At 53.6% G+C, this 25,097-nt stretch carries 20 protein-coding genes; 5 read left to right on the top strand and 15 right to left on the bottom strand.

Going from position 1 to position 25,097, the window contains the following annotated elements; genetic code table 11:
• Window positions 1-4: 4 nt before the first annotated feature.
• The 8 genes from ABXT62_RS15800 to ABXT62_RS15765 form a co-directional block, all read right to left on the bottom strand.
• Complete coding sequence (locus ABXT62_RS15800; RefSeq protein ID WP_415356271.1) at window positions 5-1,585, bottom strand: AMP-binding protein; 1,581 nt, start codon at window positions 1,583-1,585, stop codon at window positions 5-7.
• 37 nt (window positions 1,586-1,622) lie between these two features.
• Entirely contained in the window at window positions 1,623-2,582 is a 960-nt protein-coding gene (locus tag ABXT62_RS15795) for an alpha/beta hydrolase (RefSeq protein ID WP_415356270.1), read from the bottom strand.
• 211 nt (window positions 2,583-2,793) lie between these two features.
• On the bottom strand, window positions 2,794-3,237 hold the full coding sequence (locus tag ABXT62_RS15790) for a DUF2721 domain-containing protein (protein ID WP_415356269.1): 444 nt from the start codon (window positions 3,235-3,237) through the stop codon (window positions 2,794-2,796).
• Between the two features lie 98 nt (window positions 3,238-3,335).
• The gene (locus ABXT62_RS15785; protein ID WP_415356268.1) at window positions 3,336-4,931 is read right to left on the bottom strand and encodes an ABC transporter ATP-binding protein; all 1,596 of its coding nucleotides are present in this window, start codon (window positions 4,929-4,931) and stop codon (window positions 3,336-3,338) included.
• A gap of 4 nt (window positions 4,932-4,935) precedes the next feature.
• Window positions 4,936-5,823, bottom strand: a complete 888-nt coding sequence (locus tag ABXT62_RS15780; RefSeq protein ID WP_415356267.1) for an ABC transporter permease — start codon at window positions 5,821-5,823, stop codon at window positions 4,936-4,938.
• A 2-nt stretch (window positions 5,824-5,825) separates the two neighbouring features.
• Entirely contained in the window at window positions 5,826-6,758 is a 933-nt protein-coding gene (locus ABXT62_RS15775) for an ABC transporter permease (protein WP_415356266.1), read from the bottom strand.
• Complete coding sequence (locus ABXT62_RS15770; RefSeq protein ID WP_415356265.1) at window positions 6,758-8,395, bottom strand: peptide ABC transporter substrate-binding protein; 1,638 nt, start codon at window positions 8,393-8,395, stop codon at window positions 6,758-6,760. The genes ABXT62_RS15775 and ABXT62_RS15770 overlap by 1 nt, the downstream gene beginning before the upstream one ends.
• Before the next feature lie 163 nt (window positions 8,396-8,558).
• Window positions 8,559-9,695: a citrate/2-methylcitrate synthase gene (locus ABXT62_RS15765; protein ID WP_415356263.1), complete on the bottom strand. Its 1,137-nt coding sequence runs from the start codon at window positions 9,693-9,695 to the stop codon at window positions 8,559-8,561.
• Between the two features lie 96 nt (window positions 9,696-9,791).
• Between ABXT62_RS15765 and ABXT62_RS15760 the strand changes: the two genes are divergently transcribed.
• Both ABXT62_RS15760 and ABXT62_RS15755 read left to right on the top strand, forming a co-directional pair.
• Window positions 9,792-10,679, top strand: a complete 888-nt coding sequence (locus ABXT62_RS15760) for a LysR family transcriptional regulator (protein WP_415356262.1) — start codon at window positions 9,792-9,794, stop codon at window positions 10,677-10,679.
• Between the two features lie 56 nt (window positions 10,680-10,735).
• Window positions 10,736-12,349, top strand: coding sequence for an FAD-dependent oxidoreductase (locus tag ABXT62_RS15755; protein WP_415356261.1), 1,614 nt, complete (start codon window positions 10,736-10,738; stop codon window positions 12,347-12,349).
• 44 nt (window positions 12,350-12,393) lie between these two features.
• Here ABXT62_RS15755 and ABXT62_RS15750 read toward each other — a convergent pair whose 3' ends face one another.
• Window positions 12,394-12,975 carry a nuclear transport factor 2 family protein gene (locus tag ABXT62_RS15750; protein ID WP_415356260.1) on the bottom strand — a complete coding sequence of 194 codons (582 nt, stop codon included), beginning with the start codon at window positions 12,973-12,975 and terminating at the stop codon, window positions 12,394-12,396.
• 252 nt (window positions 12,976-13,227) lie between these two features.
• Here ABXT62_RS15750 and ABXT62_RS15745 point away from each other — a divergent pair, with 252 nt between their 5' ends.
• The gene (locus tag ABXT62_RS15745; protein WP_415356259.1) at window positions 13,228-14,793 is read left to right on the top strand and encodes a SulP family inorganic anion transporter; all 1,566 of its coding nucleotides are present in this window, start codon (window positions 13,228-13,230) and stop codon (window positions 14,791-14,793) included.
• A 57-nt stretch (window positions 14,794-14,850) separates the two neighbouring features.
• On the opposite strand, the gene ABXT62_RS15740 is transcribed toward ABXT62_RS15745, so the two are convergent.
• On the bottom strand, window positions 14,851-16,218 hold the full coding sequence (locus tag ABXT62_RS15740; RefSeq protein ID WP_415356258.1) for an aminotransferase: 1,368 nt from the start codon (window positions 16,216-16,218) through the stop codon (window positions 14,851-14,853).
• Window positions 16,219-16,396: 178 nt separating this feature from the next.
• Between ABXT62_RS15740 and speB the strand changes: the two genes are divergently transcribed.
• Entirely contained in the window at window positions 16,397-17,326 is a 930-nt protein-coding gene (gene speB / locus ABXT62_RS15735; RefSeq protein WP_415356257.1) for an agmatinase, read from the top strand.
• Window positions 17,327-17,357: 31 nt separating this feature from the next.
• Window positions 17,358-18,542: an acyl-CoA dehydrogenase gene (locus ABXT62_RS15730; protein ID WP_415356256.1), complete on the top strand. Its 1,185-nt coding sequence runs from the start codon at window positions 17,358-17,360 to the stop codon at window positions 18,540-18,542.
• Between the two features lie 115 nt (window positions 18,543-18,657).
• On the opposite strand, the gene ABXT62_RS15725 is transcribed toward ABXT62_RS15730, so the two are convergent.
• The 5 genes from ABXT62_RS15725 to ABXT62_RS15705 all read right to left on the bottom strand — a co-directional run bounded on the left by ABXT62_RS15725 (window position 18,658) and on the right by ABXT62_RS15705 (window position 25,078).
• Entirely contained in the window at window positions 18,658-19,746 is a 1,089-nt protein-coding gene (locus ABXT62_RS15725) for a Rieske 2Fe-2S domain-containing protein (protein WP_415356255.1), read from the bottom strand.
• A gap of 222 nt (window positions 19,747-19,968) precedes the next feature.
• Window positions 19,969-20,685 carry an outer membrane beta-barrel protein gene (locus ABXT62_RS15720; protein WP_415356254.1) on the bottom strand — a complete coding sequence of 239 codons (717 nt, stop codon included), beginning with the start codon at window positions 20,683-20,685 and terminating at the stop codon, window positions 19,969-19,971.
• 23 nt (window positions 20,686-20,708) lie between these two features.
• Window positions 20,709-21,548: a D-alanyl-D-alanine endopeptidase gene (gene pbpG / locus ABXT62_RS15715; RefSeq protein WP_415356253.1), complete on the bottom strand. Its 840-nt coding sequence runs from the start codon at window positions 21,546-21,548 to the stop codon at window positions 20,709-20,711.
• A 149-nt stretch (window positions 21,549-21,697) separates the two neighbouring features.
• Window positions 21,698-22,702, bottom strand: coding sequence for an NAD(P)H-dependent glycerol-3-phosphate dehydrogenase (locus ABXT62_RS15710; protein WP_415356252.1), 1,005 nt, complete (start codon window positions 22,700-22,702; stop codon window positions 21,698-21,700).
• Between the two features lie 42 nt (window positions 22,703-22,744).
• On the bottom strand, window positions 22,745-25,078 hold the full coding sequence (locus ABXT62_RS15705; RefSeq protein ID WP_415356251.1) for a glycerol-3-phosphate 1-O-acyltransferase: 2,334 nt from the start codon (window positions 25,076-25,078) through the stop codon (window positions 22,745-22,747).
• Between the last annotated feature and the right edge of the window lie 19 nt (window positions 25,079-25,097).

Here is a 25,097-nt window from a genome sequence, read left to right as displayed (position 1 = left end):
GCGCTTAGCCAACACCACGATCACTATCCACCCAATACTGTGCCCGCACCGTTTTCTTGTCAGGTTTACCCACCGGCGTTAGCGGAATAGCCGCTACGAAATCGATAGACTTGGGTGACTGCACCGAACCCTTGGCTTTTTTCACCAGTGCCTGCATGGACGATATGAGTTCCTCGCTGGCCTCAAAGTCGGGTTTGAGCACGATAACGGCTTTTACGGCTTCGCCCCACTGCTCATCGGGGACGCCGATGACGACAACCTGCCCGACTGCTTCGTGTGTACCTAGGACATCCTCGACTTCGCGTGGGAATACATTGAAACCGCCGGTAACGATCATGTCCTTGGTGCGATCTACGATATAGAGAAAGCCATCGTCGTCCAACTTGCCGACATCCCCCGTGTGTAGCCATCCGCCGGCAAACGCCTCGGCAGTTTGTTCTGGCATATCCTTGTAGCCTTTCATAATCAGAGGACCGCGAATACAGATTTCGCCAGGCTCTCCGCGTGGCACCTCATTGCCCTCGGGATCGCGCAGGCTCAAGTGAATCCACGGGCTGGGACGACCGCAGGAGGATAAGCGCTCGGGCTTGGACAGGTCGTGCTCCTTTCTGGTCATGTTTGAGATGACCATCGGGCACTCTGACTGGCCGAAAAACTGGTAGAAAATCTGGCCCCACTTGTTAATGCCTTCCACTAGGCGAGTCGGGTTCATCGCGGAGGCGCCGTAGAAAATGGTTTCCATGCTGGACATGTTGGCGGTTGCAGACCGCGGCGAGTCCAGCAGGAAATACAGCATTACCGGGACCAACATAGTGCAGGTGATGTTGTGTTGTTCTACCATGTCGAAGAACTCATCGGGGCTGAAGCCCTGCATGACATAGAACGCACCGCCTTTTTGCAGTACTGGGACGAAGAAGGCCGCGGCTGCATGCGACAGCGGCGTCGCCATAAGCATGCGCAGTTCCTCGGGGAATTCCCATTCGGCCATCTGAATTTGCGTCATATAGGAGGTCACGCTGTAGGTGCTCATCACGCCTTTGGGTTTACCCGTCGTGCCGCCGGTGAAATTGACTGAGGCGATATCGTCCGGCGAGACGTCTGGAGCGACTAAGGGTTTTGGCTCAAAAGTTGCCGCCAACGCCAGATAATCGTCACCCACCTCACTTGGGCCAAAGCCCAGCAGATTTTTCAATGTCGGCACGCGCTGCTTTAGCGCCTCCGCTAATTCTGTAAACACGGAAGTATCAAAGATGAGCGTTTCGATTTCGGCGGCTTCCAGTACGTACGCATGATCATCGACTGACCCCAGAGGGTGCAGAGGCGTACCGATACACCCGTTGAGTTGCATCGCGGCGATATTTGATAGCACTTCTGGACGGTTGGTGGAAATGATGGCAATTCTGCTTCCTACGCCCAAGCCTTTGGATTGAAGGGCCTGCACCATCTGGCTGGCACTCTCGCGCACATCCTTGTAAGTGGCGACTTTGTCACCGAGGAACAAGCACGGCTCGTCGTTATAGCGATTGAGGCCATCGATAAGCAGATCAGGCATAAGGGGCTGGTGGTGTAATGCGTCGGCGGTCATGGTGTCTCCAGATATCAGGGGTTATGGTTACGTTTTTTCAGTGCTCAATGTGCAATGCGCGCCGCAGAACGGCAAACATTTCTACTGACTCGCGCTGACTCACTTGGGCCGTAGAGAAAAGCGCGGAGCCGTGGAAGGTCCCAGGAAAGCTGTGTAATTCAGTGGCGACGCCTGCTTGCATCAAGTTTAGAGCGTACTGTACACCTTCATCGCGCAGCGGATCGAATTCCATCGTACTGATGTAGGCTGGCGGCAGGCCCGTAAGATCCTCCGCGCGAGCCGGCGCAGCATGGTAAGGCACATCATCTGCACCGCGCTGGTACTGATCGCCCAGGTAAAAGTCCCAGCTTAGCTCAGCGTTCGGCCGATTCCACATAGGAGTATCAACAAAGCGCTGCATGCTGGGCGTTTGCAAACGGTCGTCCAGCTCGGGGATGCCCAAATACTGAAAGCAGATATCCGGACCGTCGCGATCCTTGGCCAAGAGGCAGGTTGCGGCGGCAAGTCCGCCGCCCGCGCTCTGTCCGAAAACGGCGATTCGTGTGGGGTCTGTACTCAGTTGTGCGCTGTTGCTACTCACCCATTCAAGGGCGGCATAACAATCCTCTAGCGGTCCAGGATACGGTGTCTCTGGCGCGAGTCGGTAGTCGACTGAGACTACGACAACGCCCAACTGGCGACATAAGGCGACACAAGATCCCAGTTCACTGTCTAGGTCGCCTATGACAAAGCCGCCGCCATGAATGTGCAGTATTGCCGGCACTGCCTGCTCCAGTCCCTCGGGCGAGTATAGACGTATCGCCACATCCGGAGCACCCGTCGGCCCGGGAATACTGCGGTTATGAATGGCAACGCCGTGTTGGTCGATATCCGCATTAAGCTGTGCGACCAATTCCAGAAAACCGGCACGTGCTTTAACGGGCTCGCTGATGCCCAATGATACGTCCGGCAAAAATTCCAGCAGGGATGCCAATTCAGGATCGTAATTGTAGCTCATTAGCGTCCCTTCTCCAAAGAGGTGTGGTGTGGATGATTTGCGCTTCGTCTAAATGGCAGAATCGGCCTCAAGTACCATCAGGCTTAAGTCTACGTGACAGCCTATACTGTCCAGACTAAAACGGTATCTCAAGAGTATAAGAAACGATACTTTTGTGAACTGTATTGCCTGTCGCCAGAACCGTTCGCCCAAACCCGAACTCGACTAACATTTAGTTCTCGCTCGACAACTCAATGACTCCGGTGGCCAAACGAATTTCGCGCAGAAAACACAAAAGGCCGCTGATGACCCCAAGCATGGCGGCAATAAACAAAAGCTCAATGATCCCAGATGGAGCGACATCCAACGATGACCCAATAAATAATGCGGCGATAACAATACAAATTAGTAGCGCAGCAACGGTGCACAAACTGATAGCCCACTGAATGAGTCGCGCGCGCTGTGCCAAGGTGGTTTTTTCTCTACGAAAGTCGAGGCCTTCTTTTTGTTTGGTATTGAGCGCGCGGAAACGATCGACGACTCGCGCAAGGCGATTAGTTAGGACGGATAATAAAGCCCCGATTCCGGTCAGTAAAAAAGCCGGTGCAACCGAGTGCTCGATAGCATGCACTACCGGATCGACCGCTGTGGATGAATTGGCAATAATGTCTAGCATCAAAAGTCCCTGTTTTAAATTTTATTAGCCTGACCGCTGTTAAGCGTAGCACACACAGCCTCTGGTTCAGCGGGCAAGCTAGACATAATCAAGCGCGATCAAGCACGATCAAGCTCGGCCCCCATCAGGGAGCGACCGGGAATCGACTGCAACAATTGACGGGTGTACGCCTGTTGCGGGTGTTCGAATAAATTCCAGGCGCTGGCCTGCTCAACAACTTTCCCTGCCTGCAGCACCACAATGCGATCTGCGAGTTGACGCACAACTGCCAAGTCATGCGAGATAAAGAGCATGGTGAGCCCATATTCGCGTCCCAGCTCCCGCATCAGTTCCAGTATTTGCGCCTGAATGGTGACATCCAGAGCGGAAACCGGTTCGTCGGCCACTACAAACTCAGGACGTGTGGCCAGAGCGCGGCCAATGGCAATGCGCTGGCGCTGGCCACCGGAAAATTCGTGGGGGTACTTGCGCGCGAATGCGCGAGCCAGGCCTACGTCATCCATTAGCTGTAGCACGCTAGCTGCGACGGTACTTCGACTTTTGATGCCGTGCAGTAAAAGTGGTTCAGCCAGTGTCTCATACACTGTCATACGTGGATTCAGTGAGGCGAACGGGTCCTGAAAAATAAACTGCATTCTGCGCCGCAGGATTTTAAGATCGCTGGGGCGTAATTCAGTGACGTCGATTCCATCAAAGGTGACCTGCCCGGAGGTGGTTTTAATGAGGCGCAAAATTGAGCGCCCGATGGTGGACTTTCCACTGCCTGACTCTCCTACCAGACCCAGAACTTCACCACGATAGATATCGAAACTCACATCGTCAACGGCCTTTACCGGTGCGTTGCCCTGTTGAAACCAGGTACACAAATTTCGAATCTGAAGCAGTGGTGCTGAGGGTGGTAATGTAGTTTGCTTGCCACCCCTAGGAATCGCCCCCAACAGTTTTTGGGTGTAAGGATGCTGGGCGTTGTGGAAGATATCGTGGCAGCTTCCGGTCTCTACCACCTTACCCTCTTGCATCACAACAATCTGATCTGCGATGTCGGCGATCACTGCCAGATCGTGACTGATAAAGACAATGCCAATCTCTCGCTGTTTCTGTAGGTCCGCCAACAGCTCAAGTATTTGCGCTTGTATGGTGACATCTAAAGCCGTGGTCGGCTCGTCTGCGATCAACAGCTTCGGCTCATTGATCAGCGCCATCGCGATCATGACCCGCTGGCGCATTCCGCCAGAGAACTGGTGTGGATAGTGGTCGATGACAGAGGCACAGTCTCGAATACCGACTTCTTCCAGCAGTTCGAGTGCGCGCGGGCGGGCGTCGGCGCGGGATACTTTTTTGTGATACAACAGCGGCTCCATTAGCTGATCGCCAACCGTCATGTAAGGGTTAAGGCAGGTCATGGGATCCTGAAACACCATGGCGATGTCACGCCCACGTATTTTGCGCAGTTGGGCCTCGCTGAGCTGCAACAGGTCCTGACCCTGAAACAGGGCGCGGCCGCTATCGATGCGCCCGGGCGGCTGCGGTATAAGTCCTAGTAGGCTGCAGCAGGCCACTGACTTCCCCGAGCCTGATTCACCAATAATGGCAGTGATCTTTCCGGAGTCTACGGTAAAGCTGACATTGTCTACGGCCTTGTTGGTCCCCATGCGAGTGACAAAACTGACGGTTAGATTGTGTACTTCAAGCATCGGATCAGTCCTTTGCGCCGCGCACGTCCAGCGCGTCGCGCAGTCCGTCGCCGAGGAAATTAAGCGAAAACAGTGTCAGCGTCAGGGCAAGACCAGGAAACAATAATAGCCAGGGATACTCCTCCATAGATTCTGCGCCATACGAAATGAGTAGTCCCCATGAGGTCTCGGGGGGCTGCACGCCTAAGCCTAAGAAACTAAGAAAAGCTTCCAACAACATGACGCTGGGAATGGTTAGCGTGGTGTACACGATAATGGGCCCTAGTGCATTGGGGATTAGGTAGCGGCGAATAATGGCGGCGGTCGGCAGGCCCAGGGAGATCGCCGCCTCAACAAATTCCTGTTGGCGCAGGGACTGCACCTGTGAGCGCATAATACGCGCCATCGTCAGCCACTCTACGGCACCGATCGCGAGAAACAGTAGCAGCATATTCCGGCCAAATACCACCATCAACAAGATAATAAAAATCATAAAAGGCAGGGCATAGATGATGTCTACTAGACGCATCATTACGGTGTCCACGCGACCGCCCATGTAGCCGGCAATGGCGCCCCAAGTTACGCCAATCAACAAAGCCACGGCCGTGGCAATAAACCCTACCGCCAAGGATATGCGGCCACCGAACATAATTTGTGTGAGCAGGTCGCGGCCGAAAATATCTGTACCCAACCAGTGTGCTGCAGACGGTGGCGTAGCGCCTAGTTCCAGGTCCTGCTGCGCATAATCATAAGGCGCAATCCAGGGGGTGGCAGCAGCAATGACAATGAACAGCAATAACACCGTGAGTCCTAATACGGCCAGTCGATTGCGGCGCAGGCGCAGCCAAGCGTCTCGCCATAGCGAGGTCCCCTGTTCCGTTTGCGCGATACTATTCATTGCCGGTGCAGTCATCACTACTGCGCCCTTAACTGGTTACGCAGGCGCGGATTCATCCAAGCGGCGAGTATGTCGGACAGCAGATTAAAAACCACGATGAGCGTTGCCAGAAATACCGTAGAACCCAGGATCATGGTGTAGTCGCGATTGAAGGCGGCCTGCACATAGAAACGACCGAGACCGGGTATCTGGAAGATGGTTTCAACCACAAAGGAACCTGACAGCAACCCTGCGAAGGCCGGTCCCAGGAATGCCACGACCGGAATCATTCCGCCGCGCAGGGCGTGACGGCTGACCACCTGCCACTCGGGGAGGCCCTTGGCACGGGCGGTGCGAATATAATCTTGCGACATCACTTCCAGCATGCCGGCCCGACTGAGTCTGGCGATGTAGGCCGCATAGGCAGCCCCGAGCGTAATCGCCGGCAATATCTTGTCTCCCGGACTGTCGCCCCAGCCTGAAACCGGCAGCCAATCCAGATAGACGCCAAAGACCAGTATCAGGATCGGTCCAAGTAGAAGTGACGGCATGCAGATGCCGATCATGGCAACGGACATGGGGATATAGTCCTGCGCAGTATTGGGCTTCAGTGAGGCCACGACCCCGGCCACACCACCGATGACGAGTGCTACCAACAGCGCGTATAGCGCAAGTTCTGCGGTGACGGGAAAGCCGGCCGCAATCAACTCGTTGACGCTTCGCCCAGGGTATTTAAAGGAGGGTCCTAGGTCCCCATGAGATAGATCATTTAGGTAGGCAGTGTATTGCTCAAATAGCGTCAGGTTTAATCGGTATTGGGCTTCAAGTGCTGCCTTAACCTCTGGGATAACGGCCTTTTCGCTGTCGAAGGGTCCGCCAGGAGCCATTCGTATGAGGAAAAAGGTCACAGTGATGACCACCAGTAATACTGGAATAGCTTGTAATAGACGAGAGACGATAAACCGCCACATTACTCAGCGACTTCCTGGTTTTTATCCAGCCAGATGTATCTGAAGTTTACGTAATCCATCAGGTTGGGTGGCAAGCCCCGCACACTGGGGTGGATCAGGTGGTTACTGGTATAGGTGTAGATAGGAATAATTGGCATCTGTTCCATCAGCCGTGTCTCTGCCTGATGGAAGATTGCATAGCGCTCCTCCCGCGACTTGGCTTGAGGCGCTTGATGCTGGATCATATCGTCATAGTCAGGGTCGCAAAAACCAGTGCTGTTGTTGCCGCCGCCACACAGGAACAGGTCGAGGAAATTGTTGGGGTCAACATAGTCCCCTATCCATCCGCGCCGCGCCATCTGGAAATCCATCTGGTCCACTGAGTCGAGATAGACCTTCCACTCTTGGTTGGTGAGCGTGATGTCGATGTTGAGTGCGTCTTTCCACATCTGTTGCAGCGCCACTGCGATTTTCAGATGACTTTCACTGGTATTATAGGTGAGTTCCAGTCCCGGCCATCCTTTACCGTTAGGATAACCCGCCTCTGCCAGTAGTTCTCGCGCGGCTTCTATATTGTGGTCGAACACTTTGGGTGGCTGGTAGCCCAAAGTGCCGGGAGGCGTAATGCTGTAGGCTGGCACATTACTTTTGTGTAGCACGGTATTGTTGAGACGTTCGCGATCCAGTGCCATGGAAAGTGCCTGCCGCACGCGCACATCATCCAGCGGTGGTTCATTGATATTGAGAAGATAGTAGTACGTGCCGAGATAAGGTGCGTTGGCATACGGGCTGTCTTTCATTGCGCGATACACGGGGATTTTCTCTAGTGGAATGGTCTGCGTGTAATGCAGTTGTTCCACCCGAAACATGCGTTCTTCACTGGCAATATTTTCTGTGGGATAGAACACAATACCGTTAAGTTGCACTCGGTCCCGGTCCCAATAGGTGTCACTTTTTTCAACACTCAGGCGGCGGTTTAGTTGCCAGTCCTTGAGGCGGAAAGCGCCATTACTGACGATATTCTCGACTCTGGTCCAAGGCGTAAAGCGGTCAGTGGCTTTACCGTGCTTTTCGATGGTAGGCCGGTGCAGAGCGAAGGTGCTGTGATGGTCCATGAGTTGTATGAAATAGGGCGTGGGTGTGTTGAGTTGCACCTGTAGAGTGTGTTCGTCGATAGCCTTGACGCCGACGTCAGAGAAGTCTTGTATTTTTCCGGTGGCAAACGCTTCGGCGTTTTTCAGTGGGTAAAGCATATAACCGTACTGATTACCCATAGCGGGATTCAGCGCGCGCCGCCATGACCAGACATAATCCTCGGCGTTCATGGGGTCGCCGTTGGACCACTTGGCCTCAGGGTTGAGGTGAAATGTAATCGTCAGGCCATCGTCGCTGATGTCCCAGCGTTGTGCTACACCCGGCTCTGATTCCAGGGTGTGCGGATTTTTGACGGTAAGTCCTTCGAAGAGCGCATTAATAATCAGGCTTTCTGGAATTCCGGTCACAACATGAGGATCCAAGCCCTGTGGTTCTGCGCCATTTCCGAAGTGCAATATGCCATCGCGATTGCCCTGAACGACATTGGATTCACGGCCGCCGCAGGCCAACAGGGCAAGGCAGGTGAGAACGAGGCATAAAAATTTAAGTACGCCAAATCGCATAGGGTCGGTTCAATCCAAAAACGTGCAGAAGCGCTCGGTGTCAGTGGTAAGCATTATGACACTAAACACGAGCAACCATAAGGTTTCCGCAAGTCGTTGCGATGACATCGTTTTGTATCACAGAGGGTGAGGTGCCACCGGTAGCGGCGGCACCGCTGTCGGTTTAGGCGGCGGATTTTTTTCGTGGGTTAACAGCAGGGCCGGTGTAGCGTGCGCGCGGTCGAATGAGACGACTATCGCGGCGGAATTCCAGGAAGTGGGCGATATAGCCATAGACGCGCGACATGGCGAACATAGCGGTGAAATTGGGGGCGGAAATACCGAGGCTGTGAAACACCGCGCCCTTGTAGAACTCCACATTGGCCCAGATTTCCTTGTCCTTGTTGGCAAATTCGCGCTGGCAGGCCTCCTCTACCGCGACCAGCGTGGCCAGTAGGTTTTTGCTCTCTTCATCCTTGCACAGTTCTACGGCCATCGGCTTGAGGATCTTGGCGCGGGGATCAACAGTGCGGTATTCACGGTGGCCCATGCCCATGATTTTGACTTTGTTCGCGAGGCACTCTTTGACATAGGCATCAGCCTTCTCAGGGCTGCCGATTGCGATGGCCATTTCCAGTGCGGCCTGATCGGCGCCGCCGTGTAATTTACCGAATAACGTACCGATAGAGGCTGATATGCAAGACTGGATCGGTGCGAGGGTGCTGGCGCAGACGCGACCGGCAAAGGTACCGCAGTTGTAACTGTGTTCCATTTGTAATATCTGGGCAGCATCTAGCATACGCACTTGTTCCTTGCTCGGGGCAGTGCCGTGTAGCATGGTTAAAAAGTTTTCATGGAACAGTTTTCCGGGCACCGGTTGCAGGATCACTTTGTTCTGGGACAGGCGATGGCGGGCGGCGACCAGTGCAGAAATTTTCGCGGCCAGAAACAGACCCTGTTCAGCGTCCTGGCCGATCTCTAGCGTCTCTTCCTCAGGCAGAGTGAGTAGTGGCACTAATCCTTGCAGCATCAACATTGGGTGAATACCGTTTGGAACCTGCTGCAAAAGGTCGATTTCGGTGCGGCTAAGGTGAGAATGGCGGCACATAAATGCCTTCAGCTGACTTTTCTGCTGCTCGGTGGGCCATTCTCCGAACAGCACCATCCAGACCACATGCAGAAAGGGCACTCCGACCATATCATTTATGTCGATACCGCGATAACTGAGCAGGCCGATTTCGCCCTGCACGTCCGATATTGTCGTTTCTCCGACAATAATTCCGGCTAAATCAGTTGAAAAAATGGGTTCTTCAGAAGGCATGCGCGTTTACTCGAAAGTGGTAATATTTCGCATTATAGGCCTGCCAAGCCAATTAGAAGAGTTAATTATACTTATCAATGTATTAGAATAGCTAATATGAGATTAGAAAATAGCGAGTTGCGTGCCTTCCGGGCTGTAATAGAAGAAGGTGGCTTCAGGCGCGCGGCGGACGCGTTACATATCAGTCAGTCCGCCGTGAGTCAGGCTGTGGCGGGGCTAGAATTCAAGCTGGAGGCCCCTTTGGTGCAGCGCGGCAAAGAGCTCAGGCTGACCGACGTGGGCCGACGTCTGTTTGACCATGCGGTAGATGTTTTGTTGGATGAGCAGCAAACGCTGGAAGATATTGTGCAGCTTAAACAGGGGAAGACCGAGACCTTGAGCTTGGCACTGAGCGCCTCCGTTAATCGTTTTGACGCACCCGCATTAATCAGCGCGTACTATAAGGAAAACCCCCATACTCGAATGAAGGTGGCAGAAATGCCATCCCGCAGTATTATTTCCGCCGTGCTCTCGGGCAATGCAGAGTTGGGCCTTGGACCTTTTCAAAAAGATATGGTCGCGTTTGAAACACTTCCTCTTTATGGAGACTCGCGCCATTTGGTGGTGAGTCCCAGGCACCCGCAGTATGCGGAAATGATTAATGGAGATGAAGGAGCGCTCAAGCTGACACCTCTGATTGCTTCAGCATTAGACAACCCGGAACTGCGCCCCTCCATCCAGCGGCTGCGTGATCAGTTCAGTACCGTTTGGGAAGTGAGTAGCCTGCCGCTGCGCATTCATATGGTAGAAGAGGGTATGGGTGTGACCTTCATCGACCGCAAGTTGCTAGAGGAGCATCCTAGTTGCGCCAATTTTCGTATCATGGATGATGTATCCTTCGGTCGCATCGACAAGCAGGTGGGACTTTATTTTCGCGTGGGCAAGAACCTCAGTGGCAGTGCTAAAAACTTTATTGTTCTTTGTCGGCGCTACTGGAAATTATAGGGTCGATTCGGTTGCAGCGAGAATCTCCGAAAACTTTGACTATGGAGCTGAGCTAAATGCCAGTCACACTGCGCGACAATAATGTGAAAAAACTCGCCGAGCAGCCCTTTGACGTGCTGATCGTTGGAGGCGGTGTTAATGGCGCTGTTAGCGCTGCATCTTTGGCGGGCAGAGGTGTACGGGTTGCCTTGATTGACCGGGGCGATTTTGGCGGCGGTGTGAGTTCCAACTCTTCTAACCTGGCCTGGGGTGGCATCAAGTACCTTGAGAGCCTGGAGTTTTTTCTGGTCAACAAACTGTGTAAATCGCGCAACCGATTAATGCGCGCATACCCATCCACGGTGAAAGAGATTCGCTTTCTAACTACTATCCAGCGCGGTTTTCGCTTTCCGCCATTTTTCATTTACCTTGGTAGTGTGTTGTATTGGCTTATGGGGCGGTTTGCCACCCGGGCACCGCGCTACATTAGCGCGCGTGGTATCAGGGCTGCAGAGCCTGTGATTGACACCAGCAAAGCGACGGGCGGTCTGGAATACTCTGACTGTTATCTGTACGACAATGACGCCCGCTTCGTCTTCAACTTCATTCGCAAGAGTTTAAACTTCGGATGCATCGCCGCTAACTATGTGGAGTCCGTAAGCTCTCGTCGAGAGGAAGGGCAGTGGGTGACTCGTGCGCGGGAAATGACTACTGGAGCGCAATTCGAAATACGCTCAAAGCTTGTGATAAACGCCTGTGGCCCTTGGGTGGATGCGCAAAACCGTATCGAGGCCCAACAGACGCAGTATCACCATCTGTTTTCAAAGGGTGTCCATCTGATTGTTGATCAGATCACCGACAGCCCAAGGGTGCTGACGTTCTTTGCCAGCGATGGGCGGATGTTCTTTCTGATTCCTATGGGACCGAAAACGTGTATCGGTACAACGGATACTCAGGTCTATTCTCCTGACGTCGAGGTGACCGATGAAGATCGCGATTTTTTGTTGGAAAATACCAACGTATTACTGAACCTTGATCAGCCGCTCACCAGAGCGAGCATAATAGCCGAACGGGCGAGTGTGCGGCCACTGGCTATCAAGGGGGAGAGTGGAGAGGCTGATTGGGTGCAGCTGTCACGCAAGCATGTTATCGAAGTGGATGAAGCACACCGGCACTTGAGTATCTTCGGCGGCAAATTAACCGACTGCCTCAATGTGGGGGACGAGGTGGCGGCGTGGGTCGAGCGCTTGGGTGTGGCTGTGCCTCAGGCAGGCAATCGATGGTACGGCGAGCCTGGAGCGGAACTGCGGGATGAATTCATGTTGCAGGCAAAGCTGATGGACTTGGATGCGCTGACGGATCCTTCATCTTCGGAGCCATTATCCGAACGCTTCTGGCGTCGCTATGCCGAAAGTGCTTTTGGTTTGCTTGAGCGTATTCGCGAAGACGAAAGTAGTGCCGCACTGTTAATTGAGAATGCAGAATACACGCGTTGCGAAATTGAGTTGGCTGCCCGCCGGGAGATGATTGTCACACTAGAGGACTTTATGCGTCGTCGATCCAAAATAGAGCAGGTTGTGCGCCGTGAAGATATCGCCGGTGCTCCGGGCCTGCATGAGGCCTGTGATATTTTATTCGGGCAACAATCTGCAGTGCGTCTGCATGAGTATCTCAACCCCGGGTCCAAATAAAAGCGGCCACTGAAGTGGCCTGAGTATCTTTGGCTCAGTCGACTTTAGGTCTGTGGCTTAGTGCCGTGCACGCCCAGATAATGTGAGCTGAATTTGGGCCGCTCTTCCAACGCGTCATTGATCTCGTAGATACGCTCGTAGTTGGTGTCTTTGATCAGCCACCTGCCATCCACTTTCAGATAGCGATCCCAGTAGAGTGCGGTGCCGTGGGTTTTGAAATTGTGGTTGAGAATCCACATATTGTCTGCGAGGTACCAAAGAGCTGTGGCCTCGGTGTCACTTAAGATTTGGATCTCCGGGTGGTGCGCGTTGTGTTGCCCTACGGCTTCGGTGGTGAAAGACTGACCGATGCTGGCGACATACTCATGCTTGCCCTGAAGTTTCCACTCGTAGTTACCACCGCGAAAATGCACAGTGACGTCGTTGTGAAACAGGGTGGCTAACTCTTCGAGGTTTGCGGTGTCTACGCAGCGGAAGTATGCGTGTTTAAGCTGCTTAATAGCCTCAATGTCCATTAGTCGTTGAATATCGTTGCGCAGTTCTTCAATGCTACCTTCGCTGGCCTTTAACGGCAGGCCAGCGGTTATTCCGAGATTCTTTTTATTGAGTACCTGGCGTTCGCTCATTCTGCATTCCTCGTTAAATAAGGGGAGATGTACTAATTATGGACTTGTCAGCCGATTATAGGTGCTAGTAGGCAAATTGTGACATCTTCACAGTCAGCCTCCCTGCGATTGTACTGCCTAGGTCCATCCACTAGAATGCCGTCCCCTCCTGTGGTCGCATAACAAGAACACCTTCGCCGATTGGTCCAGTTATTTGATCCAGTTCCTTGCCCTATCATTCGGGTGGGCGCTTCCTGTTGACGAGAAATAAAGATGTTTGAGATTCAGCCGAGCAAAATCGCGAGCGCCAAAAACGACATCCTGTCCGGGTTGACTGTGGCTTTGGCGCTGGTGCCGGAAGCCGTGGCATTTGCCTTTGTAGCCGGTGTTCAGCCGCTGGTCGGCCTGTATGCCGCGTTTATGGTGGGCTTGATCACCGCTTGTCTTGGTGGCCGTCCGGGCATGATTTCCGGCGCTACCGGTGCGCTTGCCGTGGTAATGGTAGCGCTAGTGGCCGATCACGGCGTGGAGTACCTGTTTGCGACGGTGGTGTTGATGGGGGTCCTGCAGATTAGTGCTGGGGTCCTAAAGCTGGGGAAATTCATTCGCATGGTGCCCTACCCGGTTATGCTCGGCTTTGTGAACGGTTTGGCGATCGTGATTTTTCTAGCGCAACTGGGCCAGTTCGGCGTGGCCGGAGAACCGGGTTGGTTGCAGGATACGTTTATGCAGGGATCTATTCTTGATGTCTCTTGGATAGAGGGTTCGCAATTGCATGTCTTGCTGGGGCTGGTCGCGCTGACGATGGCGATTATTCATTTCCTGCCACGTTATACGCGGGCTTTGCCGTCGTCTCTGGTGGCTATTCTGGTAGTCAGCGGATTGGTTTTCGGGTTAGATCTGGAAACTCGAGTGGTCGGTGATGTGGCTTCGATCAAGGGCGGACTGCCCAGCTTTCATATCCCCTCGGTGCCCTTTAGTTTCGATACATTGATCATTATCTTTCCCTATGCGGTTATTCTTGCATCGATTGGCTTGATTGAGTCGTTGTTAACGCTGCGCCTAGTCGATGAAATCACCGAAACTAGGGGCCGCGGAAACAAGGAGTGTGTTGCTCAGGGCATCGCCAATACAGCGACGGGTCTGTTTGGTGGCATGGGTGGCTGCGCTATGATTGGCCAAAGCATGATTAATGTGAACTCGGGTGGTCGTGGTCGGCTCTCGGGCATCACTGCTGCATTGTGTTTGCTGCTTTTTATTCTGGTGGGGTCTTCACTGATTGAAAAAATTCCACTGGCCGCTCTGATCGGTGTGATGTTCATCGTGGTTATAGGCACCTTTGAGTGGAGTAGTTTCCGGGTGATTCGCAAAGTACCGCGCAGCGATGCGCTGGTCCTGTTACTGGTGTCCGCTGTGACTGTGGCCACTGACCTTGCCATTGCCGTTGTTGTGGGGGTTATTGTGTCTGCACTGGTCTTTGCCTGGGAGCATGCCAAGCATATTCTGGTGGAAGCACGCGAAGATCATAAGGGTTCAACGGTCTACGCGGTTACCGGCCCGCTATTTTTTGGATCGGTGACCTCTTTTTTGGAGCGCTTTGATCCGTCCAAGGACAATGATGATGTAGTCATCGATTTCGCGCGTTCTCGGGTGGCCGACCACTCCGGTCTTGAGGCCATAGACACACTTGCCGAGCGCTATCTTAGCGTCGGCAAGACGCTGCATCTGGTACATCTGAGCGAAGAGTGTCGGAAATTACTGCGCAAGGCCGGCAGCCTCGTGGAAGTCAATGTGATCGAAGACCCTAAGTACTTTGTCGCGGATGATATTCTCGGTTGAGCCCCAGTGGCGTTTCCGTGTTTATCCGCGCCAAGGTGTCTTGCGAGGCTCCCGTGACTATCGAATGTTGAAGTGTTCAGCAGTCTGGTCCAGCGTTTTGCTTAGCATATTCACTAGAGAATCTATTTCACTGTGATTGCAGATCAGCGGTGGCGCAGTGATCATCGTATCGCCGCTTTGACGCACCATCAGCCCTGTCGCATTAGCTCTGTCGCGGCAGTAGACGGCGCCTGCTGCATCCGGCGCTAACCGCTCCCGTGAGTGTTTGTCCCTGACCAATTCCACTGCGCCCAGCATGCCAATACCACGCACTTCGCCCACGATGGGGTGATCCTTCAGTGTCTGCAGGCGCTGCTGGAAATACGGTGCGATATCGTCTGCCGCCGATTTGATAATGTTGCGCTCGCGCAACACGGACAGCGTTGCAATACCTGCAGCGCAGGCAGCGGGGTGACCCGAGTACGTCATGCCATGTGCGAACTCGCCCGAGTGGCTGAGTAGAACTTCGGCTACCCTGTCTCCCACCATCACGCCGCCCAGTGGAATATAGCCATTGGTCACTGCTTTGGCGAAAGTCATTAGGTCAGGTTCCAGATTATAGCTCTGACTGCCGAACCAATTTCCGGTGCGACCGAATCCACAGATGACTTCATCCATGATGAGGAGGATGTCACGCTCGTTACAGATGCGCTTGATCTCGGGCCAATAGGACTGAGGAGGAACAATGACACCACCCGCACCTTGCACCGGCTCAGCAATAAAGGCGGCGACTCGGTCCTCCCCCAGTTCGTCGATTTTCTGTTCGAGTTCGCGGGCCACGCGAATGCCATATTCGTCAGGCAGTTCGTCGGCGCCCTCTGCAAACCAGTAGGGTTGGTTGATGTGATGGACGTAGTCGAGGCCCTGCGTCTGCTTGCGCATGGCACCCATGCCTCCGAGTGATGTGGCAGCGATGGTCGAGCCGTGATACGCATTTTTGCGGCTGATGATGAGGGTTTTTTTTGGCTTACCCAGTAGGTTGTAGTAACGATGAACGAGTCGAATATTGGTGTCGTTCGCCTCAGAGCCGGAGTTGGTGAAAAAAACATGGCTGAACTGGGCGGGCGTGATTTCCACCAGAGCGCGTGCGAGCTCGACGGCCGGCTCGTTGGCACACTGGAAGAAGTTATTGTAGTAAGGCAGCGCCTGTAACTGCGCATAAATCGCATCTTTTATAAGGGTTTGGCTGTAGCCTAGATTGCAGCACCACAGCCCAGACATGCCGTCTAGCATCTTATTGCCGTCGCTATCATAGATGTAGATATGTTCGGCACGGGAAATGATACGGCCACCTTGCTGGCTGTGTCTGCTCAAATTGGTGAAGGGATGCAGGTGGTGGTCCTGATCCAATTTGCGCAACCGGGCGGTATCGGTGTCATTATTCATTCTGTGATTCTCACGTTGGGCGCTATAATGGCGCTGCCTGATCATCTTACGACAGCAGAGCCAGTGGTGTTAGTCTGCGGCACCGTAGACAGTCAGCCATATTAGCGCTGCGCGCAGATCAGGCCTAAAGTAAGTTTTTTTGACGCATGTATAATCGCAAGGATATCAGGAGGTCCCGGTGAGTGGTGATATAGAGAGCGCTGTACCCTTGGCAGATGATTCCGCCTACGCCAATGTTTTCAGCTTTATGGGGTTGCCCCTCAGTCGTGACATCGACCAGCCCGCTCTGGACGCAGTCGTTATGGGCATTCCCTATGATCTGGCCACGAGTGGCCGCGCTGGTGCACGCAGCGGTCCCAATGGTATTCGTCAGGCCAGCGCCAACTTGCGCTGGGAGGAGCAACGCTGGCCCTGGGATTTTCAGCTGGCTAGCCGCCTGCGCGCGATTGACTATGGTGACATACGATTCTCTGCGGGTGATAGTGATGACATGCTGTTACAGGTTGAGGCCCACGCAGCGCGCATTACTGGTGCGGGGAAAACATTGGTTAGCCTGGGCGGCGATCATTTTGTCACGCTAGCACTGTTGCGCGGACACGTCGCTGCGCACGGCAAGCTGGCATTGATACATTTTGACGCCCATACCGATACTTACTCTGCGCATGAAAAATACGATCATGGCAGCATGTTTTATCGAGCACCGCAGGAGGGCCTCATTGATACTTCTCGGTCCGTTCAGGTTGGCATACGGACCGAGTACGATCACGCCGATCACGCGTTTCAGGTTATTAACGCGGACCAGGCCAATGAACAGTCGGCGCAGGCGGTTATCGACGCTATCAAGGCTAGGGTCGGTGATACGCCGGCCTACCTGAGTTTCGATATCGACTGCTTGGATCCGGCTTTTGCGCCGGGCACGGGTACGCCGGTCGTCGGTGGACTGAGTACCTCCAGAGCATTGCAAATCTTGCGTGGCATCGCAGATCTGAATATTGTTGGCTTTGATGTGGTTGAAGTAGCACCCGCCTACGATCATGCAGAGGTGACCGCCTTGGCGGGCGCCTCGCTGGCGCTGGAATTTCTTTACATGAAAGCCAGTCGCGGCTGATACGAAGAAGCGGAACAGGAAGGTTTTAAAAATGGCAAAGCAGATAAAATGGCAGGCGCTGAACTGGCAGGATCCATTCTTGCTAGAGCAGCAGCTGACTGAGCAACAGCGCATGGTGCGCGATACCGCGCGTCAGTACGCACAGGAAAAATTGCTGCCACGGGTGCGGGAGGCTTTTCGCAATGAGCAGACCGACCTGGCTATTTTTCGCGAGATGGGCGCATTGGGACTGTTGGGTTCTACCATCGATGGCTACGGCTGCCCGGGCGTGGACTACACGTCCTATGGTCTTATCGCCCGAGAGGTGGAGCGGGTAGATTCTGGTTATCGATCCATGATGAGCGTCCAGTCGTCATTAGTGATGTACCCTATTTATGCTTATGGCAGTGAGGCGCAGCGTGAGAAATACCTGCCAAAACTGGCCACCGGTGAATGGATTGGTTGTTTTGGTTTGACTGAACCGGATCATGGCTCCGACCCCGGTGGCATGGAGACGCGGGCTAGAAGTGTCGACAACGGTTTCCGGCTCAGCGGCGCAAAGATGTGGATTACCAATAGCCCCATTGCGGATGTCTTTGTCATTTGGGCAAAAACGGACGACGATAAAATTCGCGGTTTTATTCTGGAACGGGACATGGCCGGACTGAGTACGCCCACGATAGAAGGAAAACTCGCCCTGCGTACTTCCGTCACCGGAGAAATTATTATGCAGGACGTGTTCGTATCTGAGACGCAATTGCTGCCGGATGTTGAGGGTCTGAAGGGTCCCTTTGGGTGCCTTAATAATGCGCGCTACGGGATCAGTTGGGGCGCAATAGGCGCCGCCGAAACCTGCTGGCATACCGCGCGGGACTACACCCTATCGCGCACTCAGTTCGGTCGCCCGCTGGCTGCGAACCAGCTCGTGCAGTTAAAATTGGCGGATATGCAGACTGAAATCAGTCTCGCGTTACAGGGGTGTTTCCGTGCCGGACAGCTGATGGATGCCGGACAGATCGCCCCAGAGCTGATCTCCCTCATCAAGCGCAACTCCTGTGGCAAATCCCTAGCCATTGCCCGCCAGGCGCGGGACATGCTCGGAGGCAATGGTATTTCCGATGAGTATCCAGTGATGCGCCACATGGTCAATCTCGAAGTGGTCAACACATATGAGGGCACACAGGATATTCACGCGCTGATACTCGGGCGCACGCAGACCGATATACCTGCATTTTGACGTTGCCCGCTCAATCGCTTGTCGAAGCCGGACCCCGACGATTTCTTGACATGCGCAGCATGGCTAGCCACTGACACTTTGTAAACGGTGTTGGTGCCAGCGTTGCTTCACCCTGCTAAAACGGTAATCCGTCATCAATGTTGTGGTTAGAGTCCGCCGGTGTCGGCATGCCTTCGGTATGGACTATGCCATTGAGCTCCTGTTGGATTGACAGGACGTTATCCGGAGCCGCGAAAAACTGGGAATACCACTTACGCCCGATACGGAACGGACCGTCAGTTTTCATCTGCATAATTTTGAGTGCTGGCTTCTTGTTCTGCCACACATTGAAGTCTGCACCAAAGGCTTCTAACGCTCCAGCCTGAGCCTGCTTGGCTATCTCGCGATCTTCATCCGTTGCTTGCGCGGCGCTGCCCTTGAACAGGCAGCCGTGGAAGCATTTGGTGAGCCCGTCATCCACAGGTGTATTGGCAATCAGTTCGAAGATGACGTTACCGGAAAACACCTGTTTGGAGAGTAATATTCCTGGGCCGGTGTACCAAGTGGTGGTGTAAAGGTAAGTCTCGTACAGCTGCATTGGGCCGCCCTGCCGCTGTACATAGATGTGATCGATGAACTCGTTCTCAAAGTACTCGCTTGGAGCGCCATGAGTGGGCCCGAGGTGTCGAACATCCGCCATGTTGTCTAGGATTTCCTGAGTGTGTATTGCTAACTCACCCAGATGGTCAAGTTCCCAGCGCACCCACTGCGGGTCATCCCACTGCGGTAAAGACGGGGCCTCGTAGTCTGGCGCACGGCCATCCGCATCATACCAAGCCATGATGCAGCCCATGTTATCCACCACTGGGTAGGAGCGAATAGAAGCTGATTTTGGGCAAGGGCCATCGTGGTATGGAATGTCATCAACATCACCCTCAGAGTTGTAGCGCCAGCCGTGATAGGGACAGCGAATAGAGTCACCCTCTATCTGCTCGCCGTTTTTCACAATCATGGCGCTGGTACTTGCGGTCAGGTGTGTGCCCATGTGGGAGCAATAGGCGTCCAGTAACACCGGCTTTCCACTTTCTCCACGATATAACGCTAGATCCTGACCGAAATAACGGACGGCCATAGGGCCCTTATCCAGCTCTTTGCTCTCCGCCACGATAAACCAGCCCCGGGGAAAGGTATTGGGGCCCAGATTGTAGTCAGCTGCCGTTGCCATGGTGTCACCTTGTCTCTTTATAACAATACACGAGTATAGACTGCGTGAGCACTTCTGCTACCCCTGTTTGAGCCACAGGGTGAAGGAAAGTCCCGTGGCTTAACTATTCAACTTAAGAGGGGTAACAGATGTCGTTACTGTGGGCTTCATGTGGAGGAAGCGTCGTCTCGGATCAATGCCGGCGGTAGCAAGGCATAGGGCCAGGATAAAATCTGCTAGCATCTAGAGCTGAGTACTAAAAGTCAGGACATACAGAGGGCCCTTAATATCAACCTTGCCAACCGTTTTATTGAAATCCAACTCAGTGGACATGTAGCGAATTCCGAAGCCGATGTGCTGGTTCTTCCGGATGCTGAAATCGATACCTGCCCGTAAGTAATACCCGACATTAATATCGGAACTGTCGGTTTCCTTGAAAACTACGGTGTTGGATGGTGTCACCTGTGGTGGAGCGGACATGCTGCTTTCATTATTCACATCGTGTGAGCCGTACATCACCATCGGACCAGCGGCGGCGTAGGTCGTGATGCGATCACTTAGTCGTCCACGCACATAGCCGCCAAGGTGAATCTCAGCCAAAAACAGCGAACTGTCGGCTTCCAGCACTACGGTGCCACCATTGCCGTTGGTCGAGCTGCCGGAGAATCTCGTGTCATCCGTTTTCCATGAAACACTTGCGCCGGGGTTGAGACCCCAGTGCACCCACCCCTTGGCGAACGTGTACTCTACCTCGAGGCCGCCGCTGGGGAGGGAGCTGAAATCAATGTCCACCGCGCCCTGTGACTTTCCGTCCCGGCTGGTCGTTTGATTATCCAACTCCAGAATACCAAAGGACATCTGCACCAAAGGTGCCGAGTCACTGGGTGCTTCGGCCTGGGCAGTGGTTATGTGTAGTGCGAAAAACAGTGCACTGCAGACGGTAGCGAATCTATGCTTCACGGGTGTCAGGTATCCTGTGTGTATTACGTTCGACTACTGGCCAGCATCCATTTTCGCAGCCTATTCGAGTCGCCATAGGGCGTTAATTTCCCAAAGGAATTCAGCAACACAATAGACACAGCTTCGCCATCGATATTGGTGCTCATCACCAAACAGCGCCCGGCTTCATTGATATAGCCTGTTTTACTGAGTTCAATCTTCCAGTTCGCATTTTTCAGCAGTCGGTTGGTGTTATTGAACGTGAGGGGGCCTCTGCTAGCATAAGGTTGTACATCACGATGGAGGGTCGTAGTTGCGTCTGTGATCATGGGGTAACCCTGGGCGGCGGCCAGCATTCTAGCCAGATCGCTGGCAGTCGATACGTTGTCCGCATTGAGCCCAGCAGGGTCTGCGAACTGGCTATTGTACATGCCAAGACTGGCAGCCTTGCTGTTCATTGCTGCTACAAAGCGCTCAAGACCTCCGGGGTAGGTTCTACCCAAGGCGGCAGCGGCTCGGTTTTCCGATGACATCAGCGCGAGTAGCAGCAGTTCGCGGCGCTGCAGAGTCGCTCCGACACTCAGGCGCGAACCCGTCATACGAATGAAGTCGCGATCTTGGTCGGCGATGACGATGTCTTCTTCAAGATCCAAGCCGGCGTCCAGTATGACCATAGCGGTCATTAGTTTGGTGATGGACGCGATGGGTCTAACCGTGTCTATGTCTTTCCCGTAGATCAGGTTGCCACCCGAATCAAGCACGATAGCAGACGCTGAACGGAGTCCAGGGTTACCTTTGAGGGCAGAAAACTTTGAGTTGTTGGCCGTTATAGACCCGGTAAAAAAAAGGACTAATACAAAGCAGATCGCCTTCGTGATTCCCATCGCTCACCACTCCACCTGACTCCGTTAATGCTGTTATTTGTTTTTCCCGCTAAAGCAGAGAGCGTGTGTTTTCGACTCACTCTGCACGTGCAAAATTATGCCTTAGATGAGGGAAAATCTCCACTTTGTATTGGCTTTTTGATGTTGCGTTAACCGGGTTCTGACTCAGCTCCAGCCTCTACTCGCAGAAGGCCGCGGAAGGTGCGAGTGGCCGAAGTATCTCCCGAAAGTACGCGGTAGACATCGCGGAAAATGGGTGTGTCCACTTTGTATTGTTCGGCCAGTGCGAGCACGGCCGGCGCACTCTTCACGCCTTCAGCTACCATTACCATTTCGCTGACAATCTCCTCCATGTTTCGCCCCATGCCCAGCTGAATGCCCACGTGGCGATTGCGGCTCTGGGGACTCGTGCAGGTGGCGATCATGTCGCCCATGCCAGCCAGTCCGGCAAAGGTCTCTGCCCGGCCGCCCATCGCTACGCCAAGCCGGGTCACTTCGGCCAGCCCTCGGGTGATCAGGCCGGCGCGGGTATTGTCACCCGCACCCTGACCATCACCCATGCCTACGGCAATGGCGATAATGTTTTTCAGGACGCCACCAAGTTCGCAGCCGATCACATCGGTGTTAGTGTAAGTTCGGAACAAACCACTTTTAAACACGGTTTGCAGCTCTTGCACAATAATCTCGTCTTCCATTGCGATCACACTGGCAGCGGCTTGCCCGGCTATAATTTCCTGTGCCAGGTTTGGCCCTGTAAGAACGCCCACCGGGTGTCCCGGCAGTACCTCGGTAATGATTTCTGTCATGCGCATACGAGTGTCTAGCTCTAACCCTTTGGTTAGGCTGATTACGGGCACCCAGGCTCGTATATTTTTTTTGACTTCAAGTAACACTTGGCGAAAATTTTGTGAGGGTATGCCCATCACGATGACATCGGCACCCCGCACCGCTTTACACAAATCGGTGGTAGCGAAAAGCTTCTCTGGTAGTATCGCGCCAGGCAGAAACACTTCGTTGGTATGATGCGTGTTGATCTCTGCCACCGTAGTCGGATTGCGTGCCCACAAAGTGATGGGTGCATTGCGAGCGACCAGTGATGCCACTGTTGTACCCCAGGACCCGCCACCTAAAACCGTGACATTAAGATTTGCCATTGTCTGCTCTCCTGCAAATAAATGCTCGTTGATTGATGCCTGTTAACTACCGCGACTGGCCACGCCGATCGCGCGAATCAGGTCTAGCCGGCGCAATAGATCGCGTAACTGGTGTGACTGCTTAAGTCGTCTTTTTGCGAGCGTCGGTTCTCCGGCGTCCGTTAGCCCCCGGTTTTGTAACATTTTGAAGCCATTGTTGAACAGCAGTTTACCAATTGATGCCTCACTGTTGATCCGACGTTGCAGGTAAGCCTGTCGACCCAGTTTCAGCGCATCAGCCACACACGCCTGCTCCACTAGCGTTTCTGAGTAAGCCATACGTGCGGCTAGAGCGGCGACAATGGAGTAGGCCTCTGTGAAAATGAGCAGCGTGACATGAGAGACCAGCGGTGTCATACGGTTGAGTAATTGGCCGAACGCAAATGTGCCCTGGCTGAGCAGCGTTTGCCAGTCCTCGTCATAGCGACTCAGCTCTTCGCGTATCTGTTGATGAAATATCTCGGTAGGGGCGTAAAAGAATTCAAATTTGAACAAGTCACGTAACTGGTCTACCTCTGCCCAAAAAACATTCAATGCGTCAGGCCCTTCGTTTTCACTGGCTTTTAAAAGGGCTAGTTCGATAATAGCTTTGTTGACAAAAAAGTGGATGACCGTGTTGCGATAATAGCTTGCCACTGTGTGTTGATTCAGGCCGATGCCGTACACCACTTCGGGGCCCTCGTCATAGAGTGTGACGATGCCCTCATTCAGCATGATGCCCAACAAGCTCGAGATGTGGTCTGCGAAGGTCAAGTTAAAATCTTTTGACACACGTATGTCTCTGGCGTTTGCCCAGCGCAGCAGCGCATTTAGATCGGCCACCACCTCCTTCTCAGTGAGTGCCTTAGGTGCTGCACCGAGCAAGCTCATTGTCGCCAGCGAGGGAAACGTAATGGCGGTGACATGGTTGGCTTCCACGGCGACTTCGAAGGCGATCTTAGACAGCGCGAGGCGGTCATCGGGGTCTGGCGCCTTATTCAGTACGACGGGCTCACCGATATCCACATAGATCTTGCCCATCGGTCGAGTCAGGCTGCGAAGATAACCGATAAGCCAGCGCAGAGATTCGGCGCCTTTGCCGTGGCTTGTCTGTTCGGTGGCGTACTCCTCGACATCTCTGATCAGGTCGTAGCTGATGGAAATCGGGATGATGTGAATGTCCCTGGCATCAGTCGCGTCGCAGGCCTCCAGCACATATTTAAGCAGCCCATAGCGCGGCGGCATTAATTTCCCTAGACGGGATCGCGTGCCTTCGAAAGCCCAATTCATGGGAAAACGTTTTCCCATGAGATAGCCTACGTAGTGGCGCAGCGTCATTTTGTATAACTCGTTATCCTGAAAGCTGCGTCGAATAAAAATGGTACCCGACCGGTGCAGTAAAAATCCGAGTCCTGGGAAATTCAGGTTAGCGCCACCAAACATATGGGGCATAGGAAAATCGTTGTCGTAAAGCAGCTTGGGTAGAACCATGCCATCGAGATAGGTCTTGTGTGTCCAAAGCAGCATCGAAGGATATTCACGTACGATTTGGCGTAGTTTTTCTACGACTTCTTGATCGCAGACAATCTCCGCTTCGTACCCTAGGCCGAGGCAAAACTTGTTGAACCTAGCGTATACGTCTAGCCAGAACATACTGGGCCTAGACACCATTTCATCCAGGTAGCCTTTGGCATCTTTCACTAGCTGTGCCTTGGCGATGCCCGATTCTGCAGAGAGAGTGTCCAGTGCCTCGTTGTAACTGGTACTGGCCATCAGGTTAGCTGCGACATAGCGCGGCACTTTGTAGCGACCACCTTGCAGTCGACGTTCAGCGAGGTCCAGCACTACCGAGGCCTGACGCGCGACGAAGTCAGCAAAGTCTCGCTGACTATCGCGGTTATCTATTTTGTGATGCAGCTCAAAGCGCGCGCGCAAATTAGCCACCGAGTCGGGCTTCCCGCTCAGAAGATGCATTCTTTGCGGCGCCGTTTTAAGAATCTTGCGGCCGCGCCGGGGGTTGGGGTGCCGGGGATCACCGAATATTAGGTCGCGCAGTCGGGGTCCTGAATGAATGGATTCCTGCGACGGCAACCATGCGATCCGCAGAGGAGCGACCACGGTGTCGATCGGCAGTGTCAGTGCATTAACCAACAGCACACTGTCTATGCTGCGATGATCGTCGCTCAGATCGACGCAGACTGTTTGCGCTGCTGTTCCCCCGGACTCCCTGTGATGTTCTATCCATCCTTTCAGGAGATCCTGCTCAAAACTGTTACAGGTATCGAGTATGAATAGCACTTGCGGATGATTCCCGCTCGGCCACGGACTACCCTGCTGGTATTTCCTTGTTGTATTCATCCATCCAGCCTGCTTCTGT

The sequence above is a fragment of the Halioglobus sp. Uisw_031 genome (assembly GCF_047729875.1).
GTDB lineage: Bacteria > Pseudomonadota > Gammaproteobacteria > Pseudomonadales > Halieaceae > Marimicrobium.
This window is presented reverse-complemented; position numbering and strand designations above follow the sequence as displayed.

Bases quoted from the DNA above. Each gene is read 5' to 3' on its own strand.
- ABXT62_RS15705 (WP_415356251.1), bottom strand. From the start codon at position 25,078: ATGAATACAACAAGGAAATACCAGCAGGGTAGTCCGTGGCCGAGCGGG.
- ABXT62_RS15745 (WP_415356259.1), top strand. From the start codon at position 13,228: ATGTTTGAGATTCAGCCGAGCAAAATCGCGAGCGCCAAAAACGACATC.
- ABXT62_RS15725 (WP_415356255.1), bottom strand. From the start codon at position 19,746: ATGGCAACGGCAGCTGACTACAATCTGGGCCCCAATACCTTTCCCCGG.
- ABXT62_RS15710 (WP_415356252.1), bottom strand. From the start codon at position 22,702: ATGGCAAATCTTAATGTCACGGTTTTAGGTGGCGGGTCCTGGGGTACA.
- ABXT62_RS15795 (WP_415356270.1), bottom strand. From the start codon at position 2,582: ATGAGCTACAATTACGATCCTGAATTGGCATCCCTGCTGGAATTTTTG.
- ABXT62_RS15740 (WP_415356258.1), bottom strand. From the start codon at position 16,218: ATGAATAATGACACCGATACCGCCCGGTTGCGCAAATTGGATCAGGAC.
- ABXT62_RS15790 (WP_415356269.1), bottom strand. From the start codon at position 3,237: ATGCTAGACATTATTGCCAATTCATCCACAGCGGTCGATCCGGTAGTG.
- ABXT62_RS15755 (WP_415356261.1), top strand. From the start codon at position 10,736: ATGCCAGTCACACTGCGCGACAATAATGTGAAAAAACTCGCCGAGCAG.
- pbpG (WP_415356253.1), bottom strand. From the start codon at position 21,548: ATGGGAATCACGAAGGCGATCTGCTTTGTATTAGTCCTTTTTTTTACC.
- ABXT62_RS15765 (WP_415356263.1), bottom strand. From the start codon at position 9,695: ATGCCTTCTGAAGAACCCATTTTTTCAACTGATTTAGCCGGAATTATT.
- ABXT62_RS15770 (WP_415356265.1), bottom strand. From the start codon at position 8,395: ATGCGATTTGGCGTACTTAAATTTTTATGCCTCGTTCTCACCTGCCTT.
- ABXT62_RS15780 (WP_415356267.1), bottom strand. From the start codon at position 5,823: ATGACTGCACCGGCAATGAATAGTATCGCGCAAACGGAACAGGGGACC.
- ABXT62_RS15730 (WP_415356256.1), top strand. From the start codon at position 17,358: ATGGCAAAGCAGATAAAATGGCAGGCGCTGAACTGGCAGGATCCATTC.
- ABXT62_RS15785 (WP_415356268.1), bottom strand. From the start codon at position 4,931: ATGCTTGAAGTACACAATCTAACCGTCAGTTTTGTCACTCGCATGGGG.
- ABXT62_RS15760 (WP_415356262.1), top strand. From the start codon at position 9,792: ATGAGATTAGAAAATAGCGAGTTGCGTGCCTTCCGGGCTGTAATAGAA.
- ABXT62_RS15800 (WP_415356271.1), bottom strand. From the start codon at position 1,585: ATGACCGCCGACGCATTACACCACCAGCCCCTTATGCCTGATCTGCTT.
- ABXT62_RS15775 (WP_415356266.1), bottom strand. From the start codon at position 6,758: ATGTGGCGGTTTATCGTCTCTCGTCTATTACAAGCTATTCCAGTATTA.
- ABXT62_RS15750 (WP_415356260.1), bottom strand. From the start codon at position 12,975: ATGAGCGAACGCCAGGTACTCAATAAAAAGAATCTCGGAATAACCGCT.